The organism is Enterococcus sp. AMC1623 (genome assembly GCF_058216495.1).
Genome location: NZ_CM177096.1, coordinates 1,751,962 through 1,778,636, shown reverse-complemented (window position 1 = coordinate 1,778,636; position 26,675 = coordinate 1,751,962). Strand labels below are relative to the sequence as shown.

The window sequence follows — 26,675 nt, the reverse complement described above, 5'->3', positions numbered from 1 at the left end:
GTCGTTAACATTGAATGAAAATAAATAGAGCAACAAGGAAATCAACGTGATTTGCTTGTTGCTCTATTTTTCATTTGCCAACAAATTAGGGGGCTAAAGGACCACCTGATAAAGCTATAATGAAAAGTACAACGATAAAAATCAAAGGACTTAAACTAATTATAAATGAAAAAATATCTATTTTTTATAGGCTCCGACTGTACTTATACATAACAGCAAAGAAAGAATACCCACTATAGGCGTTCCAAAATCGACATCGGTTAAAAAAATTCTTGTGGGAGGAAACCACACCATTAATAGAATTATTAGGGCACCAATAAAATTAACTAGAGATATTTTTTTCATAGAATGCCTCCTGCTTGTAAAACGCTTTCTTTAATTGTAACATAATTTTAAGTATGGTTTTATGAAAATCTATCTTTGAGCTAAATGCTAGTTGCAAACGATGTTACTAGGTATTTATAAAGCAGTTCAACGTAGTGATTATATTCATTTGTTATTGTTATTTTTCACATACAATGATGGCACAAAGAAGTGTGCCAAAACTCCATATAGAAACAATTGAAAACCCTACCAAAATAATTTAGACTAAGTGTGTAAAGAAAAATAATTTATTTATTGGGAGGAGAGAAATGACATGGCGGAAGAGAAAAAAGGAATGAAAGCCAAGGTTCAACGTTTCGGAAGTTATTTAAGCGGAATGGTGATGCCAAACATTGGTGCCTTTATTGCGTGGGGTGTTATTACAGCATTATTTATTGGAACAGGTTGGTGGCCAAATGAACAGTTAGCAACAATGGTTGACCCAATGATCAAGTATTTATTGCCATTATTAATTGGATATACAGGCGGAAGCATGGTTCATGGTCAACGTGGTGCAGTGGTTGGGGCAATTGCTACGATGGGGGTAATCGTCGGATCAGAAGTGCCAATGTTTATTGGGGCAATGATTATGGGCCCAATTGGTGGTTGGTGTATTAAGAAATTTGATGACTTATTCTCAGATAAAATTCGTGCCGGATTTGAAATGTTAGTCAATAACTTTTCAGCAGGGTTAATTGGTTTTGCGTTAGCAATTTTAGGATTTTATGGTATTGGACCTGTAGTTAGTTCATTAACAACAATGATGGGAAATGGCGTAGAAGCTATTGTCAATGCGAATTTATTACCATTAGCGAATATCTTTATTGAACCAGCAAAAATTTTATTCTTAAATAATGCAATTAATCATGGTATTTTAACACCGTTAGGAACAGAACAATCTCTTGAAACAGGAAAATCAATTCTATTCTTATTAGAAGCGAACCCTGGTCCAGGTTTGGGCATATTGTTAGCGTATACATTGTTTGGTAAAGGTTCAGCGAAGTCTTCTGCACCAGGCGCAGTAGTTATCCAATTCTTAGGTGGGATTCATGAAATTTATTTCCCATATGTAATGATGAAACCAGTTTTATTCTTAGCCGTTATTGGTGGTGGGGTTTCAGGAACATTCGTTTTCCAATTGTTAAATGCAGGCTTGCAGGCAGCCGCTTCACCAGGATCAATTATTGCAATCTTAGGTATGGCACCTAAAGGCGGCCATCTACCAGTAATTGCTGGTGTGGTTGTTGCAGCCGTTGTTTCTTTCTTGATTTCGATGGTTATCTTGAAATCTGATCGTTCAACAGAAGATGAATTTGCAGCAACACAAGAAGCCGTTGCAGCTGCGAAAGCCGAAAGTAAAGGTCAAGCACAAACAGCGGTAGTAGAAGAAACAGTTGTTGAAGCACCAACAGCAGATAAACAAATTGATAAAATTATCTTTGCTTGTGATGCTGGAATGGGTTCAAGTGCGATGGGCGCATCGGTCTTACGTAACATGATTAAAAAAGCTGGCGTTGATGTTCCAGTAACCAATTCAGCAATTAACAATCTAAAAGACGAACCAAACACTTTAATCGTCACACAAGTTGAGTTATATGAACGTGCAAAACAAAAAGCACCATCTTCTGATTTTGTGACAGTTGAAAACTTTATGAATAGTCCACGTTATGAAGAAGTTGTTAATCGAATGAAAGAACAATAAGCATCATAGCTAGCTGTTTGCTCGCTACTTGATTGAACATGGGGCGAAAAGCAGGGAGATTACTCACTGCTTTTTGCCATTTTAGAGGAGGTGAATAACTTGTATTTCTCGAATCGGGAAAAACAAATTCTAAAACTATTAGTTGAATATACCGAGGGGATTACTCCGCAAGAATTATTAGATATATTACAAATCAGCAAGCGAACATTATATCGTGAAATATCTAGTATTGAAAAAAGCTTGAAACCGATGGAAGTTCAAGTTGTGAAACCACGTGGCAAAGGGTATCGGTTAGTTGGCGAAGTTGAAAAGTTAACGGAAATTAAACAAGTGATACAAGAGGATGAAAAAGCACCTCTTGATACTATTCATCGTCAGAGTGCCTTAGTATCCAGTTTACTTTTGGCAGATGAAGAACAAACGATTGAAGGTTTGGCAATTGATTTTGAAGTGAGTCCCAGTACAATCCATGCAGATTTACAAGTAGTAGAAGAAAGCTTAACTGAATATTCTCTAGCGCTGGAACGTCGGAAAGCAAGAGGCATTATCATTGTTGGTGGTGAATATGAACGCCGTCAAATCTTGGGAAATACTATTTATAGTGGTGTGAGTGAGTATGAATTTTTTCATTATCTTTCCTTACTGACACCAACGACAACCGAACAAGTAACATCAAATTTCTTCTTGAATCTAATTACATCGCAGGCTTTTTACATTGCTAAAACAGTTATTTTAGATAAGCGTAACAAACTATTTTTAGAAGTGACGGATAATCAAGTCCAACAAGTGGTAACTATTTTGGCGTTGTCGATTGATCGAGTAAAATCGAATCACTTATTAATCTCACCGATTGATGATAGTCAAATTTCATCTGATATTTATGCGTTGGCTGAACAAATTATGGAAAATGTAGAAGAACATGATTTAGTAATGCCGATAGAAGAAACTATTTTCTTTGCCCGACAGTTAGAAGGAGTCAACTATAAGAAACCACAAAACATCTTTTTAGAAAGCTTTGACGTAGAGTTGTCTTACCAAATTCGGGAAGTCATCCGTTTTGTTTCAGAAATGACCCATATTGATTTTCGAGCAGATGACACCTTGTATTACGATCTGTTAACCCATTTATCAGCAGCGTTTAAACGGATGGATAACCTTGTCCAGTTAGCAAATAATCCACTGCTAGATAAAGTGATGGTGCAATACGATGATTTGACACGAGCGATTCAATTAGCACTTGCCAAACAGTTTCCTAAAGAGCATTTTTCAAATGATGAATTAGCATATATTGTGATTCATTTTGCGGCATCTTTGGAGCGTAACCCGACAAAAAAAGCTATTTCCACCTTAGTCTTATGTTCCAGTGGTATTGGCACAGCGAAGATTTTAGAAAGTCGCTTACGCAAATACATTCCTGAAATCGATCATATTCAAGTGATTAAAATTTCACAGATGAGTCATGTGAATTACAAAGAATTTGATTTGATTCTATCAACCATTTTCTTACCTGATTTTACATTACCGTATAAATTAATTTCACCATTATTATTGGACGATGAAATACAAAAAATCAAACAAGAAATTCACGAAAAACGATTTGAGTCAAAAAGTGCTAAACCAACTATTCTGTCAAAAGAATCTGAAGGTTCTTTTGATCAGGTATATGAAATTATGAAAGTAGGCAATGATTTACTGACACAATTTGATGTTAAAACTATTCAAACTGATAAAAATCTGGACGCTACCATTCAACAGATTATCAATGAATTGGAAGGTGTCATTGTAGAAGATGCGCAAAAAGTTAGTGAGCGGGTGTTAAAACGCCACCAAACGGCACCTATTGGCATTCCGGGCACGAATTTAGCGTTGTTCCATAGTGCGAATTCGAATGTGAAAGGACCTTATTTCAGTATTTTTGATTTAACTTCCCCTATTCCTGTATTAGGAATGGATCGAAAACCAATGGCGCTTACACGAGTATTGTTAATGTTGGCTCCCGAACCAATGACTACTGCTGAAGAAAAGTTATTAGGTTTAATTAGTGCTTCAATCATTGAAAGTGATTTAAACATGGATATCTATCAACATGAAACCAAAGAAATTATTTATGAATTAATTAGTTCTCTCTTTGTAAATGAAATAAGAGAGGTAGAGGAGGAAAAATAATGCAATTAGAAAAAGACATGATTTTATTAAACAAGGAATTTGCTACAAAAGAAGAGGCGATTCGTGAAAGTGGTCGTTTATTAGTGGAAGCTGGTTGTGTTGATGAAGCTTATGTGGATGCGATGATTGACCGAAATAATTTAGTATCTACTTATATGGGAAATTTCATTGCAATTCCTCACGGTACAGATGAAGCTAAAAAATTCGTGAAAAAAAGCGGCATTTCAATTATTCAAGTTCCTCAAGGAATTGATTTTAGTACTGATTCTGATGAAGAAAAATTAGCAATGGTTGTATTTGGCATTGCGGGTGTAGATAACGAGCATTTAGATATCTTACAAAAGATTGCGATTTTCTGTTCAGATGTAGATAATGTGGTGAAATTGGTGAGTGCATCTTCTGTGGAAGAAATTATTAGCTTGCTTGAGGAGGTTGAATAGAATGAAAGCTGTTCACTTTGGTGCAGGAAATATCGGTCGTGGTTTTATCGGAGAAATTTTATTCAATAATGGCTTTTCGATTGATTTTGTTGATATTAATGCCACAATTATTGATGCGTTAAAAGCGCGAAATGCCTATGAAATTGAGTTAGCAAGTGAAGCAAAAGAACGCATTGCGGTAACGAATGTGAATGGGTTAAATAACCAAACAGAACCTGAAGCAGTAGTCGATGCTATCGCAGAAGCGGACATTGTGACAACTGCAATTGGACCAAATATCTTGCCTTTTATTGCTGAATTAATTGCAAAAGGCATCCAAAAACGCCGTGAGGCACAAAAAACGACACCTGTTGATGTAATTGCTTGTGAAAACATGATTGGTGGTAGTCAGTTCTTGTTCTCAAAAGTAAAAGAATATTTAACCGATGAGGACTTAGCTTATGTGGAAGAATTTGTGGGCTTCCCCAATGCAGCAGTTGACCGAATTGTGCCGATTCAACATCATGAAGATCCCTTATTTGTATCGGTTGAACCGTTCAGCGAATGGGTAGTTGACGCGACACAACGCAAAAACCAAGAGCTTAAGTTAGAAAACGTTTTGTATGTAGAAGATTTAGAACCATATATTGAACGGAAATTATTTTCTGTTAATACGGGACATGCAACAACAGCGTATACTGGTAGTTTCTACGGCTATCAAACAATTGGAGAAGCCATTGCCGATGAACGTGTATTGATGCAATTAAAGAATGTGTTACAAGAAACAGGAGATTTATTGATTGCTAAATGGGGATTTGACCGTGAGGCACATGAAAAATACGCAGAGAAAATCATTCATCGTTTTGAAAATCCGTACATTTCAGATGATATCACACGCGTGGCTCGGACACCTATTCGTAAACTGGGCTTTGATGAACGTTTTATTCGTCCAATTCGTGAAGCAAAAGAGCGTGATCTTTCTTACCAACATTTATTGGAAGTCGTGGCGATGATTTTAAACTATCGTGATGCCGCAGATCAAGAAAGCGAACAGCTAGCGCAATTATTGGCAGAAAAACCACTACGCGAAGTGATTCAAAGTGTTACCAAACTAGAAGATGACGCGTTGGTTGAAGAAATCGAAAAAGCTTATCAGAAAAACAAGTAGATTTTTCATGAGGATTCTTGCTTTTACAATAAAAGAATGTTAAAATTGGCATATACCAAAATACAAATTGTAAGGGAGAGTTTTTCATGAAGGTTATTCGTGTAAAAAATGCGGACGAAGGCGGAAAAAAAGCGTTTGAAATTATTAAAGAAGGTATTGAAAATGGCGCGGAAGTTTTCGGATTAGCGACAGGTAGCACACCAGAAACAATGTACAGCTATATGATTGCAAGTGATTTAGATTTTTCAGATAAAGTATCTATTAACTTAGACGAGTATGTTGGCTTAAGTGGTGATGACGAACAAAGTTACCGCTATTTTATGAATAAACACCTATTTAATGAAAAACCATTTAAAGAAACGTTTGTACCAAACGGCAAAGCAGAAGATTTAGAAGCTGAGTGCAAACATTACGATGAAATCATTGCAACACATCCAATTGATATTCAAGTATTAGGAATTGGTCAAAATGGCCATATCGGTTTTAATGAACCTGGCACTCCATTTGATGCAACTACTCAAGTTGTGGAATTAACAGAATCAACCATCAATGCGAATAAACGTTACTTTGATAAAGTTGAAGATGTTCCAACACACGCATTATCAATGGGGATTGGTTCAATTCTAAAAAGTAAAAAAATCATCTTAATAGCATTCGGCGAAGCAAAAGCAGAAGCTGTAAAAGGCATGATTGATGGGGAAGTAACAACGGATCTTCCTGCAAGTGTTTTACAAAAGCATGATGACGTTATTGTGATTGTTGACGAAGCTGCAGCAAGCAAATTATAAAATACACGCAAAAATCCTTAGACGATAACTTGTCTAAGGATTTTTTTCTGTTATTTTGTAGAGTTCTTTGTTTATTTTATCTGTTATTATCTGTTACAATATAAGTGTTACACTGTATTAACTTTTATAGTGAAAAAACAGTGAAAGTAAATAAAAGATAAACATACAGAAGTGATATAGCGAAGAAGGTATTAATCAAAGTAATTGAATTATTTTAATCTGATAATAGACTAAAATAACAAAAAATTGAGGTGTAAAAAATGGCAACAAAACATGATTTGATTTTAGCGCATATTGAGAGTTTACCTGTTGGCGAAAGGATTTCTGTTCGCGGAATTGCCAAAGAATTAGAAGTCAGCGAAGGAACTGCGTATCGTGCAATCAAAGATGCCGAAAATATTGGGTTGGTTTCAACCATTCAACGTGTTGGAACAATTCGGATTGAACGAAAATTAAAAAAACATATTGAAAAGTTAACCTTCAGTGAAGTGGTTCGAATTATTGAAGGAGATGTCTTGGGTGGTTCAGCAGGTTTAGACAAAGATTTGAACCGATTTGTCATCGGAGCAATGAAAGAAAATGCTATGGAACGTTATATAACGCCCGGTTCGTTAATGATTGTCGGAAACCGTGAAAATGTACAAGAACTTGCGCTTAAGCAAGGAGCAGCTGTCTTAATCACTGGTGGGTTTGATACAACCGCTGAAATTCAGCAATTGGCAGATGAACTTGAGCTACCAATTTTACGAACAACCTATGATACTTTTACAGTTGCGACAATGATTAATCGTGCGTTAAGTGACCAATTAATCAAAAAAGATATTTTATTAGTTAGCGATATTTATATGCCACTAGACAAGACCAAATATTTAACGATTACAGACACCGTGAAAGACTACAAGCGATTATCTGAAGAAACCCATCATTCTCGCTATCCTGTGGTCAATCGTAACATGCGTGTAGTTGGAATTGTGACAGCAAAAGATGTTTTTGAAAAATCAAGCAGTCAACTAATTGAACGGGTGATGACTAGAGATCCACGCATGGTGAAAAAAGAAATGAGTGTAGCATCGGTCAGTCATCAGATGATTTGGGATGGCTTGGAAGTGATGCCTGTTGTAGCAGATGATTTATCTTTAATAGGGATTGTGACGCGTCAAGATGTCATGAAAGCTATGCAATTAGTTCAACGTCAACCCCAAGTTTCTGATACAATTTCTGATCAAATTACCGATCAAGTACGTATTATTGAACAAGATTTTGAAGGGCATAAATTAGACCAACCACATTTTAGTTTTACTGTTTCGCCACAAATGGTTGATGAACTAGGAACCATTTCATTTGGTGCATTGAATGAAGTGATTGCGAATGCCACAAAACGTACGATGATTGCTAATCAACGACGTAATACTTGGATTGAGCAAGTGAATTTACATTATTTCCGTTTAATTCAGTTAGAAAGTGAAATTATTTTACAACCAAAAATTCTCGAATTAGGTCGACGTTCAGCGAAACTAGATATTGAAATCTTTATTGAGAATTCATTAGTTGGTAAAGCGATTGTAGTTTGCCAAGTAATGGAGCGTCCATAGAAAGGAGAGTTTCAATGAGCATACAAAATGAAATTTTAAATGAAATCAAACAATATGACACAATTATTATTCATCGTCATCAACGTCCTGACCCAGATGCGTTAGGTTCACAAGTTGGTTTAGCTGAAATTTTACGTCAAAGTTTTCCTGAAAAAGCCATTTATCAAGTAGGCGGACCGGTAGAAGGCTTAGAATATTTAGCTACCATGGAAGAAATTCCAGAAGAGACTTATCAAGGAGCTTTAGTCATTGTGACAGATACAGCGAATGCACCAAGAATTAGTGATTCGCGTTACGATTTAGGCGATAAGTTAATTAAAATTGATCATCATCCAAATGATGAACCATACGGCGATTTAGTTTGGGTCAATACCCATGCAAGTAGTTGTAGTGAAATGATTGCTGATTTTTGGCAGTTATTCCCTGATGAATTAGTGATGAATGAAGCAGCAGCACGTCTATTGTACGGCGGTATTGTAGGGGATACGGGAAGATTTTTGTATCCAGCGACGTCTGCACACACATTAGCAATTGCTTCAAAATTAGTTGAATATGGATTTGATGCAACGAAATTAAATCGCCAATTGGAACAAGTTTCACGAGATGTCGCTAGACTTTCAGGGTATGTGTATCAAAATCTGGAGATCGATGAACATGGCGCTGGGCGTATTATTTTTACCAAAGAATTGATGGAAGAATTTTCAGTCACCGACGCTCAAACAGCTGGTGTAGTACCGTTGCCAGGCGTGATTGAGGATGTTCTAGCCTGGGGGATTTTTGTCGAACAACCACAAGGCTATTACCGTGTGCGATTACGTTCAAAAGGCCCAGTAATTAATGAATTAGCGAAACAACATCATGGTGGTGGGCATCCCTTAGCTAGTGGAGCAAATGCCTATAGTTTAGAAGAAGCGCAAGAAATCTATGAAGAAATTCAGCGTTTATGTCATGAATTTGTTGAAAATGACGCAAAAGATACCGAAAAATAGCAGAGTATCTCTTGACAAAATACAAATAGGTCTATACAATTGGAAATTGTTAACATACTTGTTTTCATGTGACTAGGATAGACTAGGCATGGGAAATTCCGCAAAGGGTGTTTTTTACACTTTTTAGGGGATTTTTCCATGCTTTTTTTGTTTGTTGGCCGCAAACATTTCTAGTAAAATGAAACACACTATTCTGCAGAAGAGGAATTATTCGCAATGAAAATCAAAAAAATCTTAAATCAAAATGCTGTATTAGTTGAAGATGATGGCGAAGAGAAAGTAGCAATTGGCAAAGGAATTGGGTTTGAGAAAAAAAGAAATGACTTATTGTTTTCACGTGAGATTGAACGAATTTTCGTCATGGAACCAGAAGGACAAATGAAGTTGCAAAGTTTATTAAATCAAATTGACGAACAATTTTTATTTGCCGCGGAACATATTATTGATTATGCGGAAACCGTCTTAATGGAAAAATTAAATGAGCATATAGTTATTGCACTGACGGATCACATCGCATTTGCTGCATCGAACATTCGCAATGGAATTATCATTCGTAATAAATTACTTCGAGAAATCGAAGTGTTATACAGTGATGAATTTAGTATCGCACAATGGGCAGTGGATTATTTAAACAAAGAGTTAGGTGTTCCTTACACATATGATGAAGCGGGGTATATCGCCATTCACTTGCATAGCGCTAGAAGTGGACATAACAGTAATCATCAAAGTATTCGGGAAGTCACTATTATTTCAGATATTATTCGCTTAATAGAAAAAGAACTGTCCGTCGATATTCACGGAGAACAAATGGCATTAAATTATTCTCGTTTAGCCAATCACTTGCGTTTGCTTTTACAACGTTATCACAATCAACAATACGCAGTGTTAGATGATGAGATTGTCGAGATGGTGAAACGGAAATATCCGGAAAGCTATGAAGTTGCGAAAAAAATACGAGTATTGCTAATTAAAAATTATCAAGTATCAACAACAAGTGAAGAATTAGGCTACCTGGCGATTCATATTGAACGCTTGCGTATCGCCAAACAAATGGAGGAATAAAGATGAAAGCATATATGCAACGAATGGGTCGTTCGTTAATGTTACCAGTAGCTGTATTACCAGCTGCCGCAATTTTAATGGGGATTGCTAACTGGGTAGGAAATGGTGATCCAAATATCAATGTATTTACAATTTTTATGTTTAATGCAGGGGATGCGATTTTAAGTCATTTGGCAGTGTTATTTGCAGTCGGTTTAGCATTAGGGATGTCAAAAGATAAAGATGGTGCCGCAGCTTTGGCTGGTTTAGTTGCGTACCTTGTGCCAGAAAAATTATTGTCACCGGCTTCTATTCAGACAATTCAAGGATTGGATGATGTAAGTGCAGTAGCCGCAGCATTTACTAAAACACAAAATAACGTATTAATCGGGATTATTGCTGGTTTGGTTGCTGCTGCAATGTACAATCGCTTTAGTAATGTAAAATTACCGATGGCGTTGTCTTTCTTTAGTGGGAAACGTTTAGTCCCAATTATGTCAGCTGTCTCAATGGTTGTTGCCTCAGCTATTTTATATTTTGCTTGGCCAGTCATTTATGATGTGTTAGTGACATTTGGTACAGGAATTTCGAACTTAGGATTTGTCGGTGCTGGATTGTATGGATTCTTTAACCGTTTATTAATTCCAACTGGATTACATCACGCGTTAAACTCTGTATTTTGGTTTGATGTAGCGGGCATTAATGATATTGGGAATTTCTTAGGTGGACAAAAAGCTATTGATTCAGGTTTAGCTATCGTTGGTAAAACAGGCATGTATCAAGCTGGTTTCTTCCCAGTTATGATGTTTGGCTTACCAGCAGGGGCATTTGCGATGTATCGTGCTGCACGTCCGGAGAAGAAAAAAGTAACTGCGTCATTAATGATGGCTGCAGGGTTTGCATCATTCTTTACAGGTGTGACTGAACCACTAGAATTTTCATTTATGTTTGTTGCATGGCCATTGTATGTTTTACATGCCGTATTTACAGGTTTATCTTTAGCAATCAGTGCGTTCTTCCAATGGACAGCTGGTTTTGCATTTAGTGCTGGTTTTGTAGATTTCTTCTTAGCATTGAAAAATCCCGTTGCCAATCAACCATTAATGTTGGTTGTACAAGGTCTTGTTTTTGCCGCAATTTACTACTTTGGTTTTACTTTTGCTATTAAAAAATTCAATTTAATGACACCAGGTCGTGAAGAAGGCGAAAGTGAAGTAACTGAAGATGTCGCATCATCAACTGGTGGTAAACATGCAGTAATGGCGGAACGTATTTATGAAGGTTTAGGTGGTAGTCAAAACGTAACAACAATTGATAATTGTACAACTCGTTTACGTTTGCAAGTAAAAGATACTGACATCGTAGATCAAACGAAGATAAAAGCAACAGGCGTTCCAGGAATCAAAGTGATTGATAAAAATAATATTCAAGTGATTGTTGGTACTGAAGTGCAATTTGTAGCAGATGAAATGTCCCGTATGCATACAGGTGCACCAAAAGCAGCAGCCGTTGAAACAGGAAAAGAAACGGTCATCGAAGTACCAAAAATCCAAGATGTTTATGCAGTTGCCAATGGACAAGTAGTCTCAATTACTGAAGTATCTGATGAAGTATTTTCTCAAAAAATGATGGGTGATGGGTTTGCAGTCGTACCAACTACAGGAGAAATCTTTGCGCCAGTTGCTGGAACGATTTTAAATATTTTCCCAACAAAACATGCGATGGGGATTCAAACAGCTTCAGGTGTAGAAGTATTACTACACATGGGCATTGATACAGTTAGCTTAAAAGGTGAACCATTTGAATTGTATGTTGCAGAAGGGCAGAATGTCGCACGTGGTCAATTGATTGCAAAAGTTGACCTAGACATGATTAAAGACGCTGGTCGTCATACAGACATGATTGTGGTCTTTACGAATCCAGATAACATTGCTTCTTTAGCAATTGAAACAGGAAATAATGAAGCGAATGCTGTTATCGGTTCTATTGAAAGTAACTAATTTTAAACCATCGAGTATTATGCTCGATGGTTTTTTTGTTTATATGGGAAGATTGGAATCAATAATATGTTAAAATAAAGCCTAAAAAGGAGTAAAGATTCAAATGATTAATCAGAAACAAGCCGTTAAACGTCGCATTCAACGGCGAGTGAAAGCTGTTCGGATAGTTCTGTATATAAGCTTATTGATAGTCAGCATCGGCTGGATGATTCAACCTCGAAACTGGTATCTTATTATCGGATTGAGTGGACTAATACTTACTCTTTATCAATGGCGTAAGGTCGAGTGTGCAATAGCAACTATTCAAATAACAGATGAAAAAATGTAAACAATAAAGGCCTTTGCCTTTTCTAAGTAATCTAAAATTGAAAGGTTGTATGAAGAAATTTATAATTTATACAAGTGGAAAATTCAACTAATTTTAAAACGGTACCTAGGTATACTTACTGCAGATGAAATGTGAGTAAGCATACCTAGGTACCGTTTTTTATTTTTGATTTAAACATTTTTTCAGAGAGTTCTTGTATAAGAGAAGGATTCGTAAACGGAACTAATTTTCTATTTCTGTCAAAGAATTAAGAATTAAATGCGTAACATCTTCAACGTTTCCTGTATAAATATTCTGGTAAGGAATACACAGTCCATTTTCTTTAATTTTCTCTGGAATATACCTTGAATCCAAATCATTAAAAATAATTAAATCCGCTGATGGTAGCACGTTGCACGTAGTATCGTAACTAATAAATTGAAGGTCAATGTCGGATGGTAATTCTTCTTTAAGTTTTTCCTTAAAATGTTTTGCACCTCTTCCCGATGTATTGGGACCATAGCCGAATGGTGGACCACCATCTTGAACATTTATGGAATAGATCCATAGTACTTTTTTCATGCTATCTCTCCTCATAATTTATATTTCAAAGTATATCGTTTTACTTTGATTTCATTAATTTATTTATAATATAGTCTTTTTTATCTAAAGTTACGTAGTTTACTTGAATAGTTATTTTTTTGAATGATTTTATTCTCTTTATGAAACGTAGCTTGATAGTTATATGTTTTTTATTCTGCTATTTCTGAATGCTCATAAAAGTGAACGAATGTTTTTATTTAGTATCGTTACGCTAGTCTCACCAGTCCTTAGATTTCACAATATAACTATAAATGATCTCATCATTTCTATTATATCAGTATTGATAGGTATCATTGGATATAAGCTAAATGTGTATACACTTAAAAAATAAGCTTCTCTTACAATCAATTCCGACTATAAGAGAAGCTTATTTTTAAGTTTTTTGCAACTAATTTTAATGATAAATGATGACCGTTTTTATCATGGTGTAACTAACTCTTGATTGTAAAACTTACTTTTTTTTGCGAGCTCTAAATTGACTTTTTTTAAACCATCTCTTTCAATTAGGGTGGGCGTTGTTGAGGTTAAATCAGTTCCTAAGCCTAACCGGTTATTAGGGATAGTGACACCCATACTAGCTAAAATTGTTGGAAAATAATCAAAAGAAGCATAGGCACGTTGGGGCGTTTTGGCAGGCGTAGCACTATTTAAAATTAGATTGAATGTTGAACGCTGATAATCAGCAGGAATGTTATCAAAATAGTCTTTATCCATGCTTAAATGATCGCCTGTTAGCACGACAGTTGTATCTTTATAAAACGGTTGTGTTTGCATCCAACGTACAAATTCAGTCACTTGTTTTTGCGAATGAACAATCACATTGGCGTACTGGTTTTCATAAAGCTTCGGTGTTTCATTACTTACATAGCCATTTGGAAAGTGCGTATCAATTGTTTGCATCGTCAAAGCAAAAGGTTCTTGACTTGCTGCCAAACGTGTTAATTCTTCTTTGGCAAAGCTAAATAATTTTTGATCTTCAAAGCCCCACCAAACGTAATAGTCTTCAGGAAGACGGTTGCTTTCTTTCGCTTGTTGATAATCGACTAAATGTGTATTGCCATGCGTTTGATAATAAGTTGCCATGCCACTAAAATTGGCAGGAGAGCCCATTAGTAATGTTTGTTGATAGTCTGCTTCGGCTAAAATATCACTCATGGTAGTTGCACCAGGTAAAAAGTAATCTTTTTTACCATAGGCATGGCTATCTGTTGCAATTTTGACTGGCAAACCGGCTGTCATATTTACAACAGCCGCCATTGTCCAACCTGAGCCATATGTTTGATAAGGTCCGCCAAATAATTCATCCTGAGAAAAATGCATGCCTTCTTGGGACAAAGCTGTTAAATCTGGCAGGAGGTTTTCTTCTGAATCCCCACCTAAAGAAGAATCTAAATAAGAGTTTTCCATAGATTCTAAGTAGATGTGTACCAAATTTCGTTTTTGTTTAGGAAAAGTCAATTTAACTGAATCAGGTGCAACATAATTATCCTCAATATAAGATGATTTCGAAGTTAGCGAATGGATAACTTCATCTAAGCGCAAGGTCGAAATGGCATAAATACTAGAGATAAATAATAGAAATGCGGCGATAACACCGCCAATTTTACGAATACGTCCATTTGGTAACGGCGTACGATATTTGTTTACGACATTGACAGGTGCCCATAAAAAAGTTAAAAAAATAACAGCACCAGTCACATATAATAAAATTTGTGTATCTACAACATCAATTAAAAGCTCATTGGCGGCACCATTTACAGGCGAGGTAAAATTAAACATAAACTGTTCCGGTGCAATGGAACCAAAGAAATGATGAAACCAATCGGTACCAATTAGCAAGAACCATCCAATCAAAAACATCGCTGAATCAATAATTAGCCAGTTTCGTTCAGCTTTGGTCCGTGGTTTTTTACATTCCTTCAAATGAGCGGAATGATAAATTTGATATTTCATAAATAAAAAAACTAACCCAATTACCATTGCAAATAAGACGTATTTCAAGCTAAAGGGGATTGTGTAAGTCTCATTTAGAAATAAATGATTTTTTTGTAAGATAAAACGTAATAAAAAGAGCGAAAATAAATTAATATATACGGTGTTTTGTAAAAATATGAATGTCTTATTTTTCCCATGCAAAGTGCTAGAACAACGTAATTCAGCTAAGGTTGTCAACGTACCTACAAGAAGAAAATTGATGAACATCATGATGTTGTAGATCCTTTCTAAAATGTATTGCTTTTGCTCCAAGAAATCTCTTTGAATTTTGATGAAACTGACCCGATTATATCAAGTTTTTTCTTTTTGTACAGTCTTTCTTTCAAAAATGAGAAAAAAGTAAGAAGATTATCAAAAAAATAGAAAAAAACATTGATTGGTAGCGATTTCCAAGTGTTTTTGTCAAAAAATAAAAGGAAGCTGTAAAAGATGGTGGCTTGTTTTGAACTAAAAACAAGCTATTTAACGACTTGTTTTTTTTCATAAAAAATGGGTTAATAAGAAGATAGAAATTGTATCGATATAAAGGAGAAAACATGGAGATTACACTTGCACCATTTGTAGAAGAAGATAGTGAAGGATTGTGGTTGCTGGAAAAAATTTGGGATGAAACCAATACACCAGCTCCGCTTCATACAGAAGACTATGAGACGTTTAAGAAAAAATTAGCTGACCAACAGCTATTAGTTGCACACAAAGGTCAAGAAGTGGTAGGATCATTGTCGTATCACGTGATTGATACGATTCCTTCTCGCAATAAACAATGGATTTTTGGTATTGCAGTTAGTCCAACTGCACAAGGCCAAGGTGTGGGACGTTTATTAATTGAAGAGCTATTTCGTTTGGCAAGAAAAGCAGGAATCGCTAAACTTTCTTTACGAGTAATGGCGACGAATCCTGGGGCAATTACCTTTTATAAAAAAATGGGGTTTGAGCAAGAAGCGCATTACAAAAAAGAATTTTGGATAAATGATACTTGGGTTGATGATTTTCAATTTGCGTATTATCTATAAAAGAATTCGTAAGAAAGTATTCAAAATATTCACACTATTATCTTGAAATCTGTTACTATAAGAGAAATAGCAAAGGAGAGAAAGAATTTGAGTTTTAAAGCGTTAAGCCAACATATTAATTTAGATACAGTTAAATCAATTTCAAAACTAACTGAAGAGGAAGCAGCCAAAAAAGCTGCACGCGATGCAGAATTAAAAGCAGTCATGGAAGGAACAGACGACCGCTTTTTATTAGTTATTGGACCTTGTTCTGCAGATAATGAAGAAGCAGTTTTAGAATATGCAAGAAGATTAGCAAAATTACAAGAAGAAGTAAAAGATAAAATTTTCATCGTACAACGTGTGTATACAAATAAACCACGTACCAATGGCGATGGTTACAAAGGATTATTACACCAACAAGACCCATCAGGTGAAATTAACTTGGTTCGCGGAATGGTTGCAGTACGTAAAATGCACAAACGCGTCTTAACAGAAACAGGGTTAACAACTGCTGATGAAATGTTATATCCTGAAAATTTAGAGTTTATTGAAGACCTTGTTAGTTATCATGCAGTAGGAGCACGTTCAGTAGAAGACCAACAGCATCGTTTTGTAGCAAGTGGTATTGACCATCCAACCGGGTTAAAAAACCCAACAAGTGGCAATATTAACGTTTTATTCAATGCGTTGTATGCGAGCCAACAAAAACAAGAATTAATGTACAATGGGATGGAAGTAGAAACTAGTTCAAACCCATTAGCTCACGTTATTTTGCGTGGTGCTTTAAAAGAAAATGGAAGTGTTGTACCAAACTACCACTATGAAGATTTATTAAAAGTGATTGAAGCCTACAAAAAAGGCAATTACAAAAATCCATTTATTATGGTCGATACAAATCACGATAATTCTGGTAAAAAATATAATGAACAAATTCGTATTGTTCAAGAAGTTTTAACTAATCGTCAATGGAATGAAGAAATTAAACAATATGTTCGTGGGTTTATGATTGAAAGTTACCTAGAAGATGGTCGTCAAGAACCTGGTGAAGGAATCTTTGGTCAATCTATTACCGATCCTTGTCTAGGATGGGAAAAAACAGAAAAACTTGTACGCTATATTGCTGAAAATGTTTAAAATAAAACAACCAGTCCAAAAATTTGGCTGGTTGTTTTTTGATAGAAAAACTCCACATAGTTAAACGTTTAATTGGAAAGTGATTTAAGTGTTTCACTCATTAATAATTCAAACTGACTCAGTGTGTTTCCAAAAAATAAACTAGGCGCAAATTCTTGAAAGGAACGGATCGAAGAGGAGTCACTGCTAATCGTTAGACGGGCAGATGAACTAACTAAAGAGTACCGAGCGTTTACAAAAGCAATCACCTCTAGATTACGTTCGGTAACCGTCTGCATCAATTCAATCAAGTGATGTATCTCTCCAGAATTAGAAATAACAATAAGTAACGTCTCATTTTCAACGGCTGTTTTCACAAGTTCTAAAGAATTGTGAGCGGATGCTTGAAATCCAGATGAATTTAAAGATTCCGCAAAGTAGTCCGCCAAATTTTGAGAAAAGCCAAAACCTAAAATTAAAATACGTTTGTCTTTATATGTAGTTAATAAATGGGTGAACTGTTGAATTTCACTTTCTGACACAAGTTGAAAAGAAGGCGGTGTTGGTGGTGTCAGCTCGTTTTGAAAGGAAAAAACTAAGTCATTGTAGCTGGCAAAACCAATTTTTTCTAACATATCTACAATAATTGCCGTGGAAGCATAGGCGTGCTCAGCGACCTCATGAATTCCTAGCTGGTTTAATCTTTGTTTATTTTCTTGCATATAACGCAAAACTTGCGCTTCTATTGGGGTTAATTGATATTTTTCAATCAGTATTTCAATATTCATTGTACGATCACCTTTATCTTGTTTGATAGGAGTATAATATAGAAAAACATAAAAAGAAATAGAACAGCATATTACATCTTCTTTAAAAAATGATTAAAGCTGTTTTAAACGGGCATAAAACTAGTTTTTAACATCGTATGACAATACTGTAAGTAAAATGTCAGCTCATTCACTCGCTAAAATTTTTCAAACCAACTACAATAAAGTTAGAAAGAGAGGCAAAGAGTCATGAGTAAATTAGCTAAATCACTTATTAGTTTCTTTGTATTATTGGTTGTGGCAGGTGGTGGATTCTTCTATTATATGATGGTACCAACTGCTTATTATACACAAATCAATGATAAAGGGACAGAAATCAAAGGTAGCTTTGATAATAAAGAAGAATATGTGCAATATGAATACAGTCAAGCAGGATATGATAAAGAAGGAAATGAAAAAACATTAAATTTCATGACGCATCCTGATTTAGGCAGACCTTTTAAGCAAGATGCTTACTTAAAAATTAACGTGACCCGCTTTAAAGGAGAAAATAGCTACGAAGAAGTACAAAAAGCAGAAGTTCCCCAAAAAGCCTTAGAAAAACTTGATGGAAAATAAGTTTAGAGTGAATCTAAACTTATTTTTTTTTGTTCCTACATAAAAAGTCTTTACGACAACTCAATTAAAACTAAACCTCAGATAGAAACGAGAGGTTTTTTTATTCAATTAACTTTTAAATGTTCGTGTTTTGTGGATAAACATGTTTTAAAATGACTAAACATGTTTAATAATCTTTGTAAACACATATAAAAGAAAAGAGATGCCGTATAATAAAGCCAAAGTTGTCAATCAGCTTTTAAGTGAAAATGGATTTGAGTGCCGCACTCATGAGTAACTCAAACTGATTAAGTGCAGTACCAAAAAATAAATTAGGCGCAAATTCTTGAAAGGAACGGGGCGAATACGTATCACTGCTAATTGTTAAAGGCGCTATAGAGCCAATTGAAGAGCAACGTTCACCTACAAAAGCAATGACTTCTAAACGATGGTCTACCGCAAGACGGGTGAGTTCAATCAAGCGACGAGTTTCTCCAGAATTGGAAATAACAATAACTAACATTTCGTTTTCAACCGATACACGCAAAAATTCTAAATGGCCATTAGCTGTAGCGCGAAACCCGTATAAATTTAGAAATTCTGCAAAATAATTAGCTAAATTTTGAGAGAAACCAAACCCTAAAATCATAATACGTTTGTCTTTGTAGTTAGTTAATAATTGGGTAAATTGTTGGCTTTCGCTGTCTGAGATGACCTGAAAAGTAGGTGCTGGAGTAGGTTCATTTTGAAAGAAGAAAACTAACTCACTGTATCCAGAAAACCCAATTTTTTTCGACATATTAACAATTGTTGCGGTAGAAACAAAGGACTGTTTTGCGACTTCGCGAATCCCCATTTGTTTTAAGCTTTGTTTATTTTCTTGCATGTAACGCAAAACTTGCGCTTCTGCATTGTTCAATTGATATTTCTCAATGAGCATTTCAATATTCATTTCACAATCACCTTTATATTATTTGATAGGAGCATTATATCATGGAAAAAGAAAAAATTATTCAAGATCCTTGGGCAAGAACAACAACTAGAAATGGGTTAGCAGGCGATGAAGTTATTTCTGCTTTACAAAAATCAATTCGTCGTGGTTACGAAAAAGCCGCATGTGAATTTGCCTATGAAATGTACATTACTTCTCCTCAATATGAAGAAAAATTATGGCGTCGTTTGTTAGCCATTTCTGTAGAAGATATTGGTATGGGAAATCCACAAGCAGCAATTATGGTCAATAATTTTAATCAAATGCGCAAAGAATTTCAATACAATGAATCGGACCGTTTAATGTTTATTATTCATGCAATTCGCTATCTATGTGCATCAGAAAAAGATCGTTCATCCGATTTATTAAAAAATATTGTGATTAAAAGTTTTGCGATGGGCTATGTTCCTGAAATTCCGGACTATGCTTTAGACAAACATACGACCCGTGGATTAGAGATGGGCCGTGATTCGCATCATTTTTTACACGAAGCAAGTAAAGTAATTCCTCAAGCCGAAGTAGACAATGACTATAAAGAACAATACGATGAAATTTTGAAAAAGTATGATCCAACGAAACAGGTGGAAAATGCGTTTCAATTTAATTCGTGGCAAGTCTAAGGTAAGGAGGAGAAAAAATGGGAAATGAATCTATGGTGGATAAACTAAATGGGGTATTAAGTCCCTTAGCAGCAAAATTAGGCAATCAGCGACATTTGAGAGCAATCTCTACAGGGATGATGTTTAGTTTGCCCTTTATCGTGATTGGCTCCTTCTTTTTAATCTTTGCCAATCCGTCAATTAATATGGAGCAATACAATCCTGAAACAGCAAATGTTTTCATGCGCTTTTTAGCAGCCTGGAAAGAATTTGCAGTTGTCAATTATGATTTGATTACCGCACCTTATAATTTAACAATGGGGATTATTGGGTTAATTAGTGCATTTGGAATTGCATATTCATTAGCCAATGAATACAAATTGAATGCGGCGATGACAGGGATGATTGCGACTGTGGTCTACGCAATGATTTGTACGCCTGTAGTTGACGGTAAAATTGATTTGAATTATTTAGGAACGAATGGGTTATTTGTTGCCATTATTGTTGGATTATTAGTGGTTGAAATTTGTCGCTGGTTTGAAATAAAAGACATTAAGATTTCTTTGCCCGACAGTGTTCCGCCAATGGTCGCAACCTTTATTAATACGTTGATTCCATTGTTGGTAACTATTATTTTATTTTACGGAATCAATATTATCTTCGTCGTGACAACCGATCAAATTTTTCCAGAAGCGGTCATGCAGATTTTAACACCTGCAACGAATATTGCAGGTAGTTTAGGTGGCTTTTTACTAATTGTGACTTTAGGAAATATTTTGTGGTTATTTGGTATTAATGGTTCGTCGATTATTTTTCCAATTGTTTTTACTTTAGGGATTACGCAAACAGGTTATAATGCAGAACAAATGGCATCAAATGAAGCAATGACTCACTTAATGAATTTACAAATGTTTCGTATTTCGGTGATGGGTGGTGCTGGTGCAACACTGGGCTTAATTTTATTAATGATGCGCAGTAAAGTACGGGAGTTTCGAACAATTGGTAAATTATCCTTGATTCCAGGTATTTGTTCAATTAACGAACCAGTTATTTTTGGTTTACCGATTGTCTTAAATCCTATTTTAGCTATCCCGTTTTTAACAGCGCCAATTGTTAATTTGTTACTGACATATTTTGCGCAAAAATTTCATGTAATTGGTTATGGATTTATTATTGATCCGTCATTTACGCCATTTTTTGCACAAGCTTACTTATCTAGTATGGATTGGCGCAATGTGGTCTTTACGTTTGGTTTGGTTTTTGTCAGTGCAGCAATTTATTATCCATTTTTCAAAGTAATGGAAAAAAATCGTTTGGCAGAAAGATAATTCAAGCTATCAATGTAAAATACTAAAAAAATGAGTGAATTGAAAAAAACGTGCTAAAGTGAAGCAGGAATTCTACAGACTTTTACCACTAAAATTAAACCTTTCTTAGGAGAGCATCCGTTTTATAATAATTCAGTAAGAAATTCTATCAAAGGGTCGTCTTTTATTCTAGATTTTGTACAATAACCTCGAGAAAAAGATTTGGAACACGAAAGACGAAACGAGGAGACCTTTAAATGGATTTGAAAATGAAGTTTGCGCTAGTTTGTTTAGGAATGTTGACGATTTATTCTTTGCCCTTATTTTCTTTAGTTGTTGGAGCTATGTATGTTATTTATTTAAACCGAAAAAAAATCAGTTAATATGAAGGAAGGAAAACGAATCCTCGTTTTTCTTCTTTTTTTTCATGCTATACTAAAAGAAAAAAAGGAAGTAGGAAAAAGCATGAAAGTAGCGTTAATTTCTGCATGGCATGTGCATACGAAAAAATTTATGGCGCGTTTACTAGCGAAAAAAGTAGACTGTGTTTATGTGTGGGACTTTGATGAGCTTCGCGGAAAGCAAGCAGCAGATGAATATCACGCACAATTTGAAGCAGATTATCGAGTGATTTTAGCCGATGAAACAATTGATGCGGTAATTGTTGAAGCACCGACAACGATGCACAAAGAGTTAATCATTTTAGCAGCACAAGCGAAGAAGCATATTTTTTCAGAGAAAATTTTAGCTTTAACTTCTCAAGATTGCTTAGAAATTGAAGCAGTGATTCGGGAAAATAATGTAAAATTTATGATTTCTCTCGAATCATTAGCCAACAATGCCTATCATTATGCGTTTCAATTAGTGCATGATGGCGCATTAGGAGAAGTGACGTCAGCCTATTTTCGTCGTTCGCATGGTGCGGTTATCCAGAATCATTTGCCAAGTTATTGGTTTGATGTCAGTCAATCTGGCGGAGGTGTCACGCTAGATTTAGGCTCACATGGTTTTACATTGTTGCCGTTAATTTGTGGCAAACCGAAAAGTGTCAGTTGCACGATGAATGAACAATGGGGGAGCGGCGTGGATGAGCGTTCGACTACGGTTATTGAATTTGCGTCGGGTGCCATTGGGACAGCAGCAACTTCATTTCTGGCATCTACTTTGGATAATTATCTCGAAATTATCGGGACTCAAGGTTCTTTACAAATTGTTGGTAATGAACACGAACCACAAGCCATTTTTATTCAAAGTAATTTAAAAGCTGAATATCAACGAAAAACATTGATTTCATCGGAAGGCATTAGTAAATTAACAGAGTATCCAATAGAATTATTTGTTGATTTAGTTAATGATTCTGAGAAGAAAGAACTGCCGTATTATGACTTAGAGGCAGCTAAGATGTTAACACGATTAGTAGAATGTGCCTATGAATCGGCGCAAACAGGTCGTACGGTAATATATTAAAAAAATAAGAACATCGAGAATTTCTCGATGTTCTTATTTTTTAAGCTAGTAGGTCTGACATATTGTAAAAACCAACAGGCTGGTCTGCTAAGAAAACACCCGCTTTTAACGCACCATTGGCAAAAATATCACGTGATAAAGCTGTGTGTTTTAGTTCGATGATTTCATCATCGCCAGCATAAATCACAATATGCTCACCAGGGATGGTACCGCCACGGACCGCGTGAATGCCCATTTCGCTTAATTTGTTTTCGTTATCATTACCTGAACGTCCAAAAATATAGTCTTTTTTCGGTTCACAAACATCATTGATTGCATCTGCTAAAAGCAAAGCTGTGCCGCTGGGCGCATCTTTCTTTTGATTGTGATGTTTTTCAATGATTTCAATGTTAAAGTCACTTTCTAAAGCTGGCGTAATAGCTTGTAACGCTTTAGCTAAAACGTTAATTCCTAATGACATGTTTGCAGAGTAGAAGACAGGAATTTTTTCTGAGGCTTCTTTTAATAAATTTTTGGTGTCTTCTTCTAGTCCAGTTGTTGCTACAACAACTGGTAATTTTTTAGTAACAGCAAATTCAATTAGCTGAGGAACAGCTGTATAATGTGAAAAATCAATAATCACATCAGCCTCTTCTTGGACGTCTTTTGCTGTCGCATAAACAGGGAAATCAGCGTTTTGTTGTGGATTATGATCGATTCCCGCGACAACGACTAGTTCATCATTTGCTTTAATCGATGTTTGCAATACTTGTCCCATACGGCCATTGCAGCCACTTAATATAATTCGTTTCATATGCTTCCTCCTACAAGATTCCGTAAGCAGTCATCTCACGTTTTAATGTTTCGACTGTGTCTTCTTCAGGTGCACCTAGTGGTAAACGATAGCTTAAATTGCATTTTCCAAGTAAAGAAACAGCAGCTTTTACAGGAACTGGATTCACTTCTGAGAAAATCGCTTGAATTAATGGTATTTGTGTTAATTGTGTTTCTTTTGCTGCTTCAAAATTGCCAGACAGATAATTATGCACCATTTCAGATGTTTGTTTTGGTGCAATATTTGCAATCGTTGAAATAACTCCTGAACCGCCAACTGAAAGTAACGGGAGCACTTGATCGTCATTACCAGAATAAAGTGCGAAATTCTCATCAACTAAGCGACTAATTTCCACGATTTGTGAAATGTCACCGCTGGCTTCTTTAATACCTTGAACATTTGGAATTTTTTTCAACTCAGCAACTGTGGCAGCGTCTAAGTTCATTCCTGTACGTGATGCAACAGAGTACAAAATAACAGGAATAGACACTTGGCTACAAATTGCTTCATAATGAGCTATTAAGCTTTTTTTCGTAGCTTTGTTATAGTAAGGAGTAACGACTAGCAGCGCATCGGCACCTACACGTTCTGCTTCAGTAGATAAATGAATCCCATGTTGTGTATTATTAGAGCCTGTTCCGCCAATTACTGGAATTCGTCCATTGACTTGTTTTACAACTGCTTCGATTACTGCAATATGTTCTTCATCGTCTAAAGTAGATGCTTCTCCGGTTGTGCCACAAGCAATAATTGCGTCTGTACCTTGCTCAACATGCCACTCTGTCAATTCCTTCAACTTATCGAAATCCACCGAACCATCATTATGCATTGGAGTGACAAGCGCAACGCCTGACCCTTTAAATATTGCCATTTTTTACACATCCTCTCGAATTTTATATATCCGTTCTATTTAATCTACTGGCAAAAAAACTTAAAAATGCGAAGTTTTTATGTAGATTATTGAAATTATATACTATATTATTAGAATAATTCAATGGTTAGAAAGATTTTCCTAATAAATTGATGAGGAAAATTCGTTTTTGTCCTCAAATAGTAAATTTTTATACGAAAATAGCTTTCAAATTCGCATGAATGTAACAATTAATTTTAATAAAGGAGTCGTTCGATGATTAAAGAAGTAAAAAATAACCATTTATTTTGGGATGGCTGTGATACAGTCGAATTAGCAAAAACATATGGTACACCTTTGTATGTAGTCTCTGAAACAGCAGTCGTGAATGAATGCCAAGCTTTTCAACAAGATTTCATTCAAAAATACGATAATGTCCGAGTGGCATATGCGTCCAAAGCGTTCAATACATTAGCCATGTTGAAAATTATTGAGCGTGAGGGTCTTTGTTTAGATGTTGTCAGTGGTGGAGAATTATTTACAGCGATTCAAGCTGATTTTCCAGCAGAGCATATTGAGTTTAATGGTAACAATAAATCAATTGAAGAATTGGAGATGGCCATTGATTATGGTGTCGGCAGAATTATTGTTGATGGTATTCAAGAAATTGAGTTGATTCAAACTTTGTGCCGTGAAAAAGGCAAAACAGCCAATATTCTTTTCAGAATTACACCAGAAGTAAATGTGTCCACACACGAATTTATTTCAACAGGGCAAAAAGATTCTAAATTTGGCATTCCTTTAGATGAAGAGATTTTATTCCCAGTAATTGAGCAAGCGATTCATGCACCAGAAATTAATTTTTATGGTATTCATTTCCATATTGGTAGCCAATTATCAGACAATAGCACTCATTTAGCAGCTGCACGAGTAGCTTTAGGTTTGCTTTTAGAAATTAAAAAACGTTTTGCTTACGATGTCAAAGAGTTAAATTACGGTGGCGGATTTGGGGTTACTTATACCAAAGAAGATATTCGTCAACCGTATAGTTATTTCTTAGATCCGTTAATGGAGCTAACGGAAGCTTTTTGCCAAGAAAATGACTTGGTTCGTCCAGCAATTGTTATTGAACCTGGACGCAGCGTGGTAGCTGAAGCGGGAATCAGTTTGCATACAATCGGTGCAATTAAAGATTTACCAGGTATTCGCAAATACGCATCCATCGATGGAGGAATGACCGATAATATTCGTCCGGGATTGTATCAAGCACAATATGAAGGAATCCTTGCCAACAAAGCGGAAGAAACAGTAACTGAAATAGTAACTATTTCGGGTAAAGCGTGCGAAAGTACCGATATTCTAGTGAAAGATATTCAAGTACCAGCTATTGAATCGGGCGATATTTTTGCCACCTTTGCAACAGGTGCGTATGGTTATGCGATGGCTAGTAATTATAATAAATTACCCATTCCAGCCGTTGTGTTAGTTAAAGAGGGCCAAGCAGAGATTATCGTTGAGCGTCAAACGTATGAACAAATTATTCAAAACGAGCGTATTCCTGATTCTTTAAAATAATTCTTGAATAAGAAAATACTCACAAAACACAATCAAGCGAGAAATTTTTGTAAATATTAGTATAATAGAGGGAAGGGAGCTTTCCCTCTTTTTAGTTGAAATCAAGGAGGAAATAACAATGACTGAAACACCAAATTGTCCAGAATGTGGGTCAACATATGCGTATGAGGACCGTGGATTATTTATTTGTCCAGAATGCGGGCATGAATGGGATACAACCGAAGTAGCAGAAGGACTTGTGGTACATGATGCGAATGGCAATCTGTTAGCTGATGGCGACGCGGTTACTGTAATTAAAGACTTAAAAGTCAAAGGGTCATCAAACGCATTGAAACAAGGAACAAAAGTAAAAAATATTCGTTTGGTTGAAGGAGACCACAATATCGATTGTAAGATTGATGGTTTTGGTCCAATGAAATTAAAATCAGAATTTGTGAAGAAATTATAAGGAATTTTTTTCAGGTTCT

General features: G+C 35.7%; 25 protein-coding genes. 18 read left to right on the top strand and 7 right to left on the bottom strand.

All coding sequences use genetic code 11. The features are described 5' to 3' along the window. Positions 1 to 177: 177 nt before the first annotated feature. Positions 178 to 345, bottom strand: a complete 168-nt coding sequence (locus AC4BC7_RS08750; RefSeq protein WP_490502643.1) for a hypothetical protein — start codon at positions 343 to 345, stop codon at positions 178 to 180. 292 nt (positions 346 to 637) lie between these two features. Here AC4BC7_RS08750 and AC4BC7_RS08745 point away from each other — a divergent pair, with 292 nt between their 5' ends. From AC4BC7_RS08745 to nagE, 9 genes are all read left to right on the top strand, one after another. Beyond that, on the top strand, positions 638 to 2,065 hold the full coding sequence (locus AC4BC7_RS08745) for a PTS mannitol transporter subunit IIBC (protein WP_207942354.1): 1,428 nt from the start codon (positions 638 to 640) through the stop codon (positions 2,063 to 2,065). 99 nt (positions 2,066 to 2,164) lie between these two features. Then, complete coding sequence (locus AC4BC7_RS08740; protein WP_207942353.1) at positions 2,165 to 4,231, top strand: BglG family transcription antiterminator; 2,067 nt, start codon at positions 2,165 to 2,167, stop codon at positions 4,229 to 4,231. After that, positions 4,231 to 4,671, top strand: a complete 441-nt coding sequence (locus AC4BC7_RS08735; RefSeq protein ID WP_207942352.1) for a PTS mannitol transporter subunit IIA — start codon at positions 4,231 to 4,233, stop codon at positions 4,669 to 4,671. The genes AC4BC7_RS08740 and AC4BC7_RS08735 overlap by 1 nt, the downstream gene beginning before the upstream one ends. A 1-nt stretch (position 4,672) precedes the next feature. Then, positions 4,673 to 5,818: a mannitol-1-phosphate 5-dehydrogenase gene (locus AC4BC7_RS08730; RefSeq protein WP_490502642.1), complete on the top strand. Its 1,146-nt coding sequence runs from the start codon at positions 4,673 to 4,675 to the stop codon at positions 5,816 to 5,818. Positions 5,819 to 5,904: 86 nt separating this feature from the next. After that, on the top strand, positions 5,905 to 6,606 hold the full coding sequence (gene nagB / locus AC4BC7_RS08725) for a glucosamine-6-phosphate deaminase (protein ID WP_490502641.1): 702 nt from the start codon (positions 5,905 to 5,907) through the stop codon (positions 6,604 to 6,606). Between the two features lie 260 nt (positions 6,607 to 6,866). Further along, positions 6,867 to 8,198, top strand: coding sequence for a DRTGG domain-containing protein (locus AC4BC7_RS08720; RefSeq protein ID WP_207942349.1), 1,332 nt, complete (start codon positions 6,867 to 6,869; stop codon positions 8,196 to 8,198). 14 nt (positions 8,199 to 8,212) lie between these two features. After that, positions 8,213 to 9,187, top strand: coding sequence for a DHH family phosphoesterase (locus AC4BC7_RS08715; RefSeq protein WP_490502640.1), 975 nt, complete (start codon positions 8,213 to 8,215; stop codon positions 9,185 to 9,187). A 216-nt stretch (positions 9,188 to 9,403) separates the two neighbouring features. Beyond that, entirely contained in the window at positions 9,404 to 10,249 is an 846-nt protein-coding gene (locus tag AC4BC7_RS08710) for a PRD domain-containing protein (RefSeq protein WP_490502639.1), read from the top strand. 2 nt (positions 10,250 to 10,251) lie between these two features. Then, complete coding sequence (nagE, locus tag AC4BC7_RS08705; RefSeq protein ID WP_490502638.1) at positions 10,252 to 12,228, top strand: N-acetylglucosamine-specific PTS transporter subunit IIBC; 1,977 nt, start codon at positions 10,252 to 10,254, stop codon at positions 12,226 to 12,228. A 550-nt stretch (positions 12,229 to 12,778) separates the two neighbouring features. On the opposite strand, the gene AC4BC7_RS08700 is transcribed toward nagE, so the two are convergent. Together AC4BC7_RS08700 and AC4BC7_RS08695 are read right to left on the bottom strand one after the other, a co-directional pair. After that, positions 12,779 to 13,117, bottom strand: a complete 339-nt coding sequence (locus tag AC4BC7_RS08700) for a hypothetical protein (protein ID WP_490502637.1) — start codon at positions 13,115 to 13,117, stop codon at positions 12,779 to 12,781. 441 nt (positions 13,118 to 13,558) lie between these two features. Next, positions 13,559 to 15,343: an LTA synthase family protein gene (locus tag AC4BC7_RS08695; RefSeq protein WP_490502636.1), complete on the bottom strand. Its 1,785-nt coding sequence runs from the start codon at positions 15,341 to 15,343 to the stop codon at positions 13,559 to 13,561. Between the two features lie 326 nt (positions 15,344 to 15,669). On the opposite strand from AC4BC7_RS08695, the gene AC4BC7_RS08690 reads away from it, so the two are divergent. Next, positions 15,670 to 16,146 (top strand): GNAT family N-acetyltransferase, encoded by a 477-nt coding sequence (locus AC4BC7_RS08690; protein WP_490502635.1) that lies wholly within the window; start codon positions 15,670 to 15,672, stop codon positions 16,144 to 16,146. A gap of 87 nt (positions 16,147 to 16,233) precedes the next feature. Beyond that, complete coding sequence (locus AC4BC7_RS08685) at positions 16,234 to 17,262, top strand: 3-deoxy-7-phosphoheptulonate synthase (protein ID WP_207942342.1); 1,029 nt, start codon at positions 16,234 to 16,236, stop codon at positions 17,260 to 17,262. Positions 17,263 to 17,330: 68 nt separating this feature from the next. Here AC4BC7_RS08685 and AC4BC7_RS08680 read toward each other — a convergent pair whose 3' ends face one another. Further along, positions 17,331 to 18,029, bottom strand: a complete 699-nt coding sequence (locus AC4BC7_RS08680; RefSeq protein WP_490502634.1) for a MurR/RpiR family transcriptional regulator — start codon at positions 18,027 to 18,029, stop codon at positions 17,331 to 17,333. A gap of 228 nt (positions 18,030 to 18,257) precedes the next feature. On the opposite strand from AC4BC7_RS08680, the gene AC4BC7_RS08675 reads away from it, so the two are divergent. Next, the gene (locus AC4BC7_RS08675) at positions 18,258 to 18,626 is read left to right on the top strand and encodes a YxeA family protein (RefSeq protein ID WP_490502633.1); all 369 of its coding nucleotides are present in this window, start codon (positions 18,258 to 18,260) and stop codon (positions 18,624 to 18,626) included. 238 nt (positions 18,627 to 18,864) lie between these two features. Here AC4BC7_RS08675 and AC4BC7_RS08670 read toward each other — a convergent pair whose 3' ends face one another. Then, complete coding sequence (locus AC4BC7_RS08670; RefSeq protein WP_207942339.1) at positions 18,865 to 19,557, bottom strand: MurR/RpiR family transcriptional regulator; 693 nt, start codon at positions 19,555 to 19,557, stop codon at positions 18,865 to 18,867. Between the two features lie 41 nt (positions 19,558 to 19,598). Between AC4BC7_RS08670 and AC4BC7_RS08665 the strand changes: the two genes are divergently transcribed. The 4 genes from AC4BC7_RS08665 (at position 19,599) to AC4BC7_RS08650 (ending at position 22,969) form a co-directional block, all read left to right on the top strand. After that, positions 19,599 to 20,216 carry an AAA family ATPase gene (locus AC4BC7_RS08665; RefSeq protein WP_207942338.1) on the top strand — a complete coding sequence of 206 codons (618 nt, stop codon included), beginning with the start codon at positions 19,599 to 19,601 and terminating at the stop codon, positions 20,214 to 20,216. A gap of 17 nt (positions 20,217 to 20,233) precedes the next feature. Beyond that, positions 20,234 to 21,523, top strand: a complete 1,290-nt coding sequence (locus AC4BC7_RS08660) for a PTS sugar transporter subunit IIC (protein ID WP_490502632.1) — start codon at positions 20,234 to 20,236, stop codon at positions 21,521 to 21,523. Positions 21,524 to 21,759: 236 nt separating this feature from the next. After that, complete coding sequence (locus tag AC4BC7_RS08655; protein WP_490502631.1) at positions 21,760 to 21,885, top strand: hypothetical protein; 126 nt, start codon at positions 21,760 to 21,762, stop codon at positions 21,883 to 21,885. A gap of 82 nt (positions 21,886 to 21,967) precedes the next feature. Further along, positions 21,968 to 22,969, top strand: a complete 1,002-nt coding sequence (locus AC4BC7_RS08650) for a Gfo/Idh/MocA family protein (RefSeq protein WP_207942335.1) — start codon at positions 21,968 to 21,970, stop codon at positions 22,967 to 22,969. A 40-nt stretch (positions 22,970 to 23,009) separates the two neighbouring features. On the opposite strand, the gene dapB is transcribed toward AC4BC7_RS08650, so the two are convergent. Together dapB and dapA are read right to left on the bottom strand one after the other, a co-directional pair. Continuing rightward, positions 23,010 to 23,762, bottom strand: coding sequence for a 4-hydroxy-tetrahydrodipicolinate reductase (dapB, locus tag AC4BC7_RS08645; RefSeq protein ID WP_490502630.1), 753 nt, complete (start codon positions 23,760 to 23,762; stop codon positions 23,010 to 23,012). A 10-nt stretch (positions 23,763 to 23,772) separates the two neighbouring features. Next, positions 23,773 to 24,654, bottom strand: coding sequence for a 4-hydroxy-tetrahydrodipicolinate synthase (gene dapA, locus AC4BC7_RS08640; protein ID WP_207942333.1), 882 nt, complete (start codon positions 24,652 to 24,654; stop codon positions 23,773 to 23,775). A 255-nt stretch (positions 24,655 to 24,909) separates the two neighbouring features. Between dapA and lysA the strand changes: the two genes are divergently transcribed. Further along, the gene (gene lysA, locus AC4BC7_RS08635) at positions 24,910 to 26,208 is read left to right on the top strand and encodes a diaminopimelate decarboxylase (RefSeq protein WP_490502629.1); all 1,299 of its coding nucleotides are present in this window, start codon (positions 24,910 to 24,912) and stop codon (positions 26,206 to 26,208) included. Between the two features lie 118 nt (positions 26,209 to 26,326). Then, entirely contained in the window at positions 26,327 to 26,656 is a 330-nt protein-coding gene (locus tag AC4BC7_RS08630) for a zinc ribbon domain-containing protein YjdM (protein WP_207942331.1), read from the top strand. The last annotated feature ends 19 nt before the right edge of the window (positions 26,657 to 26,675 follow it).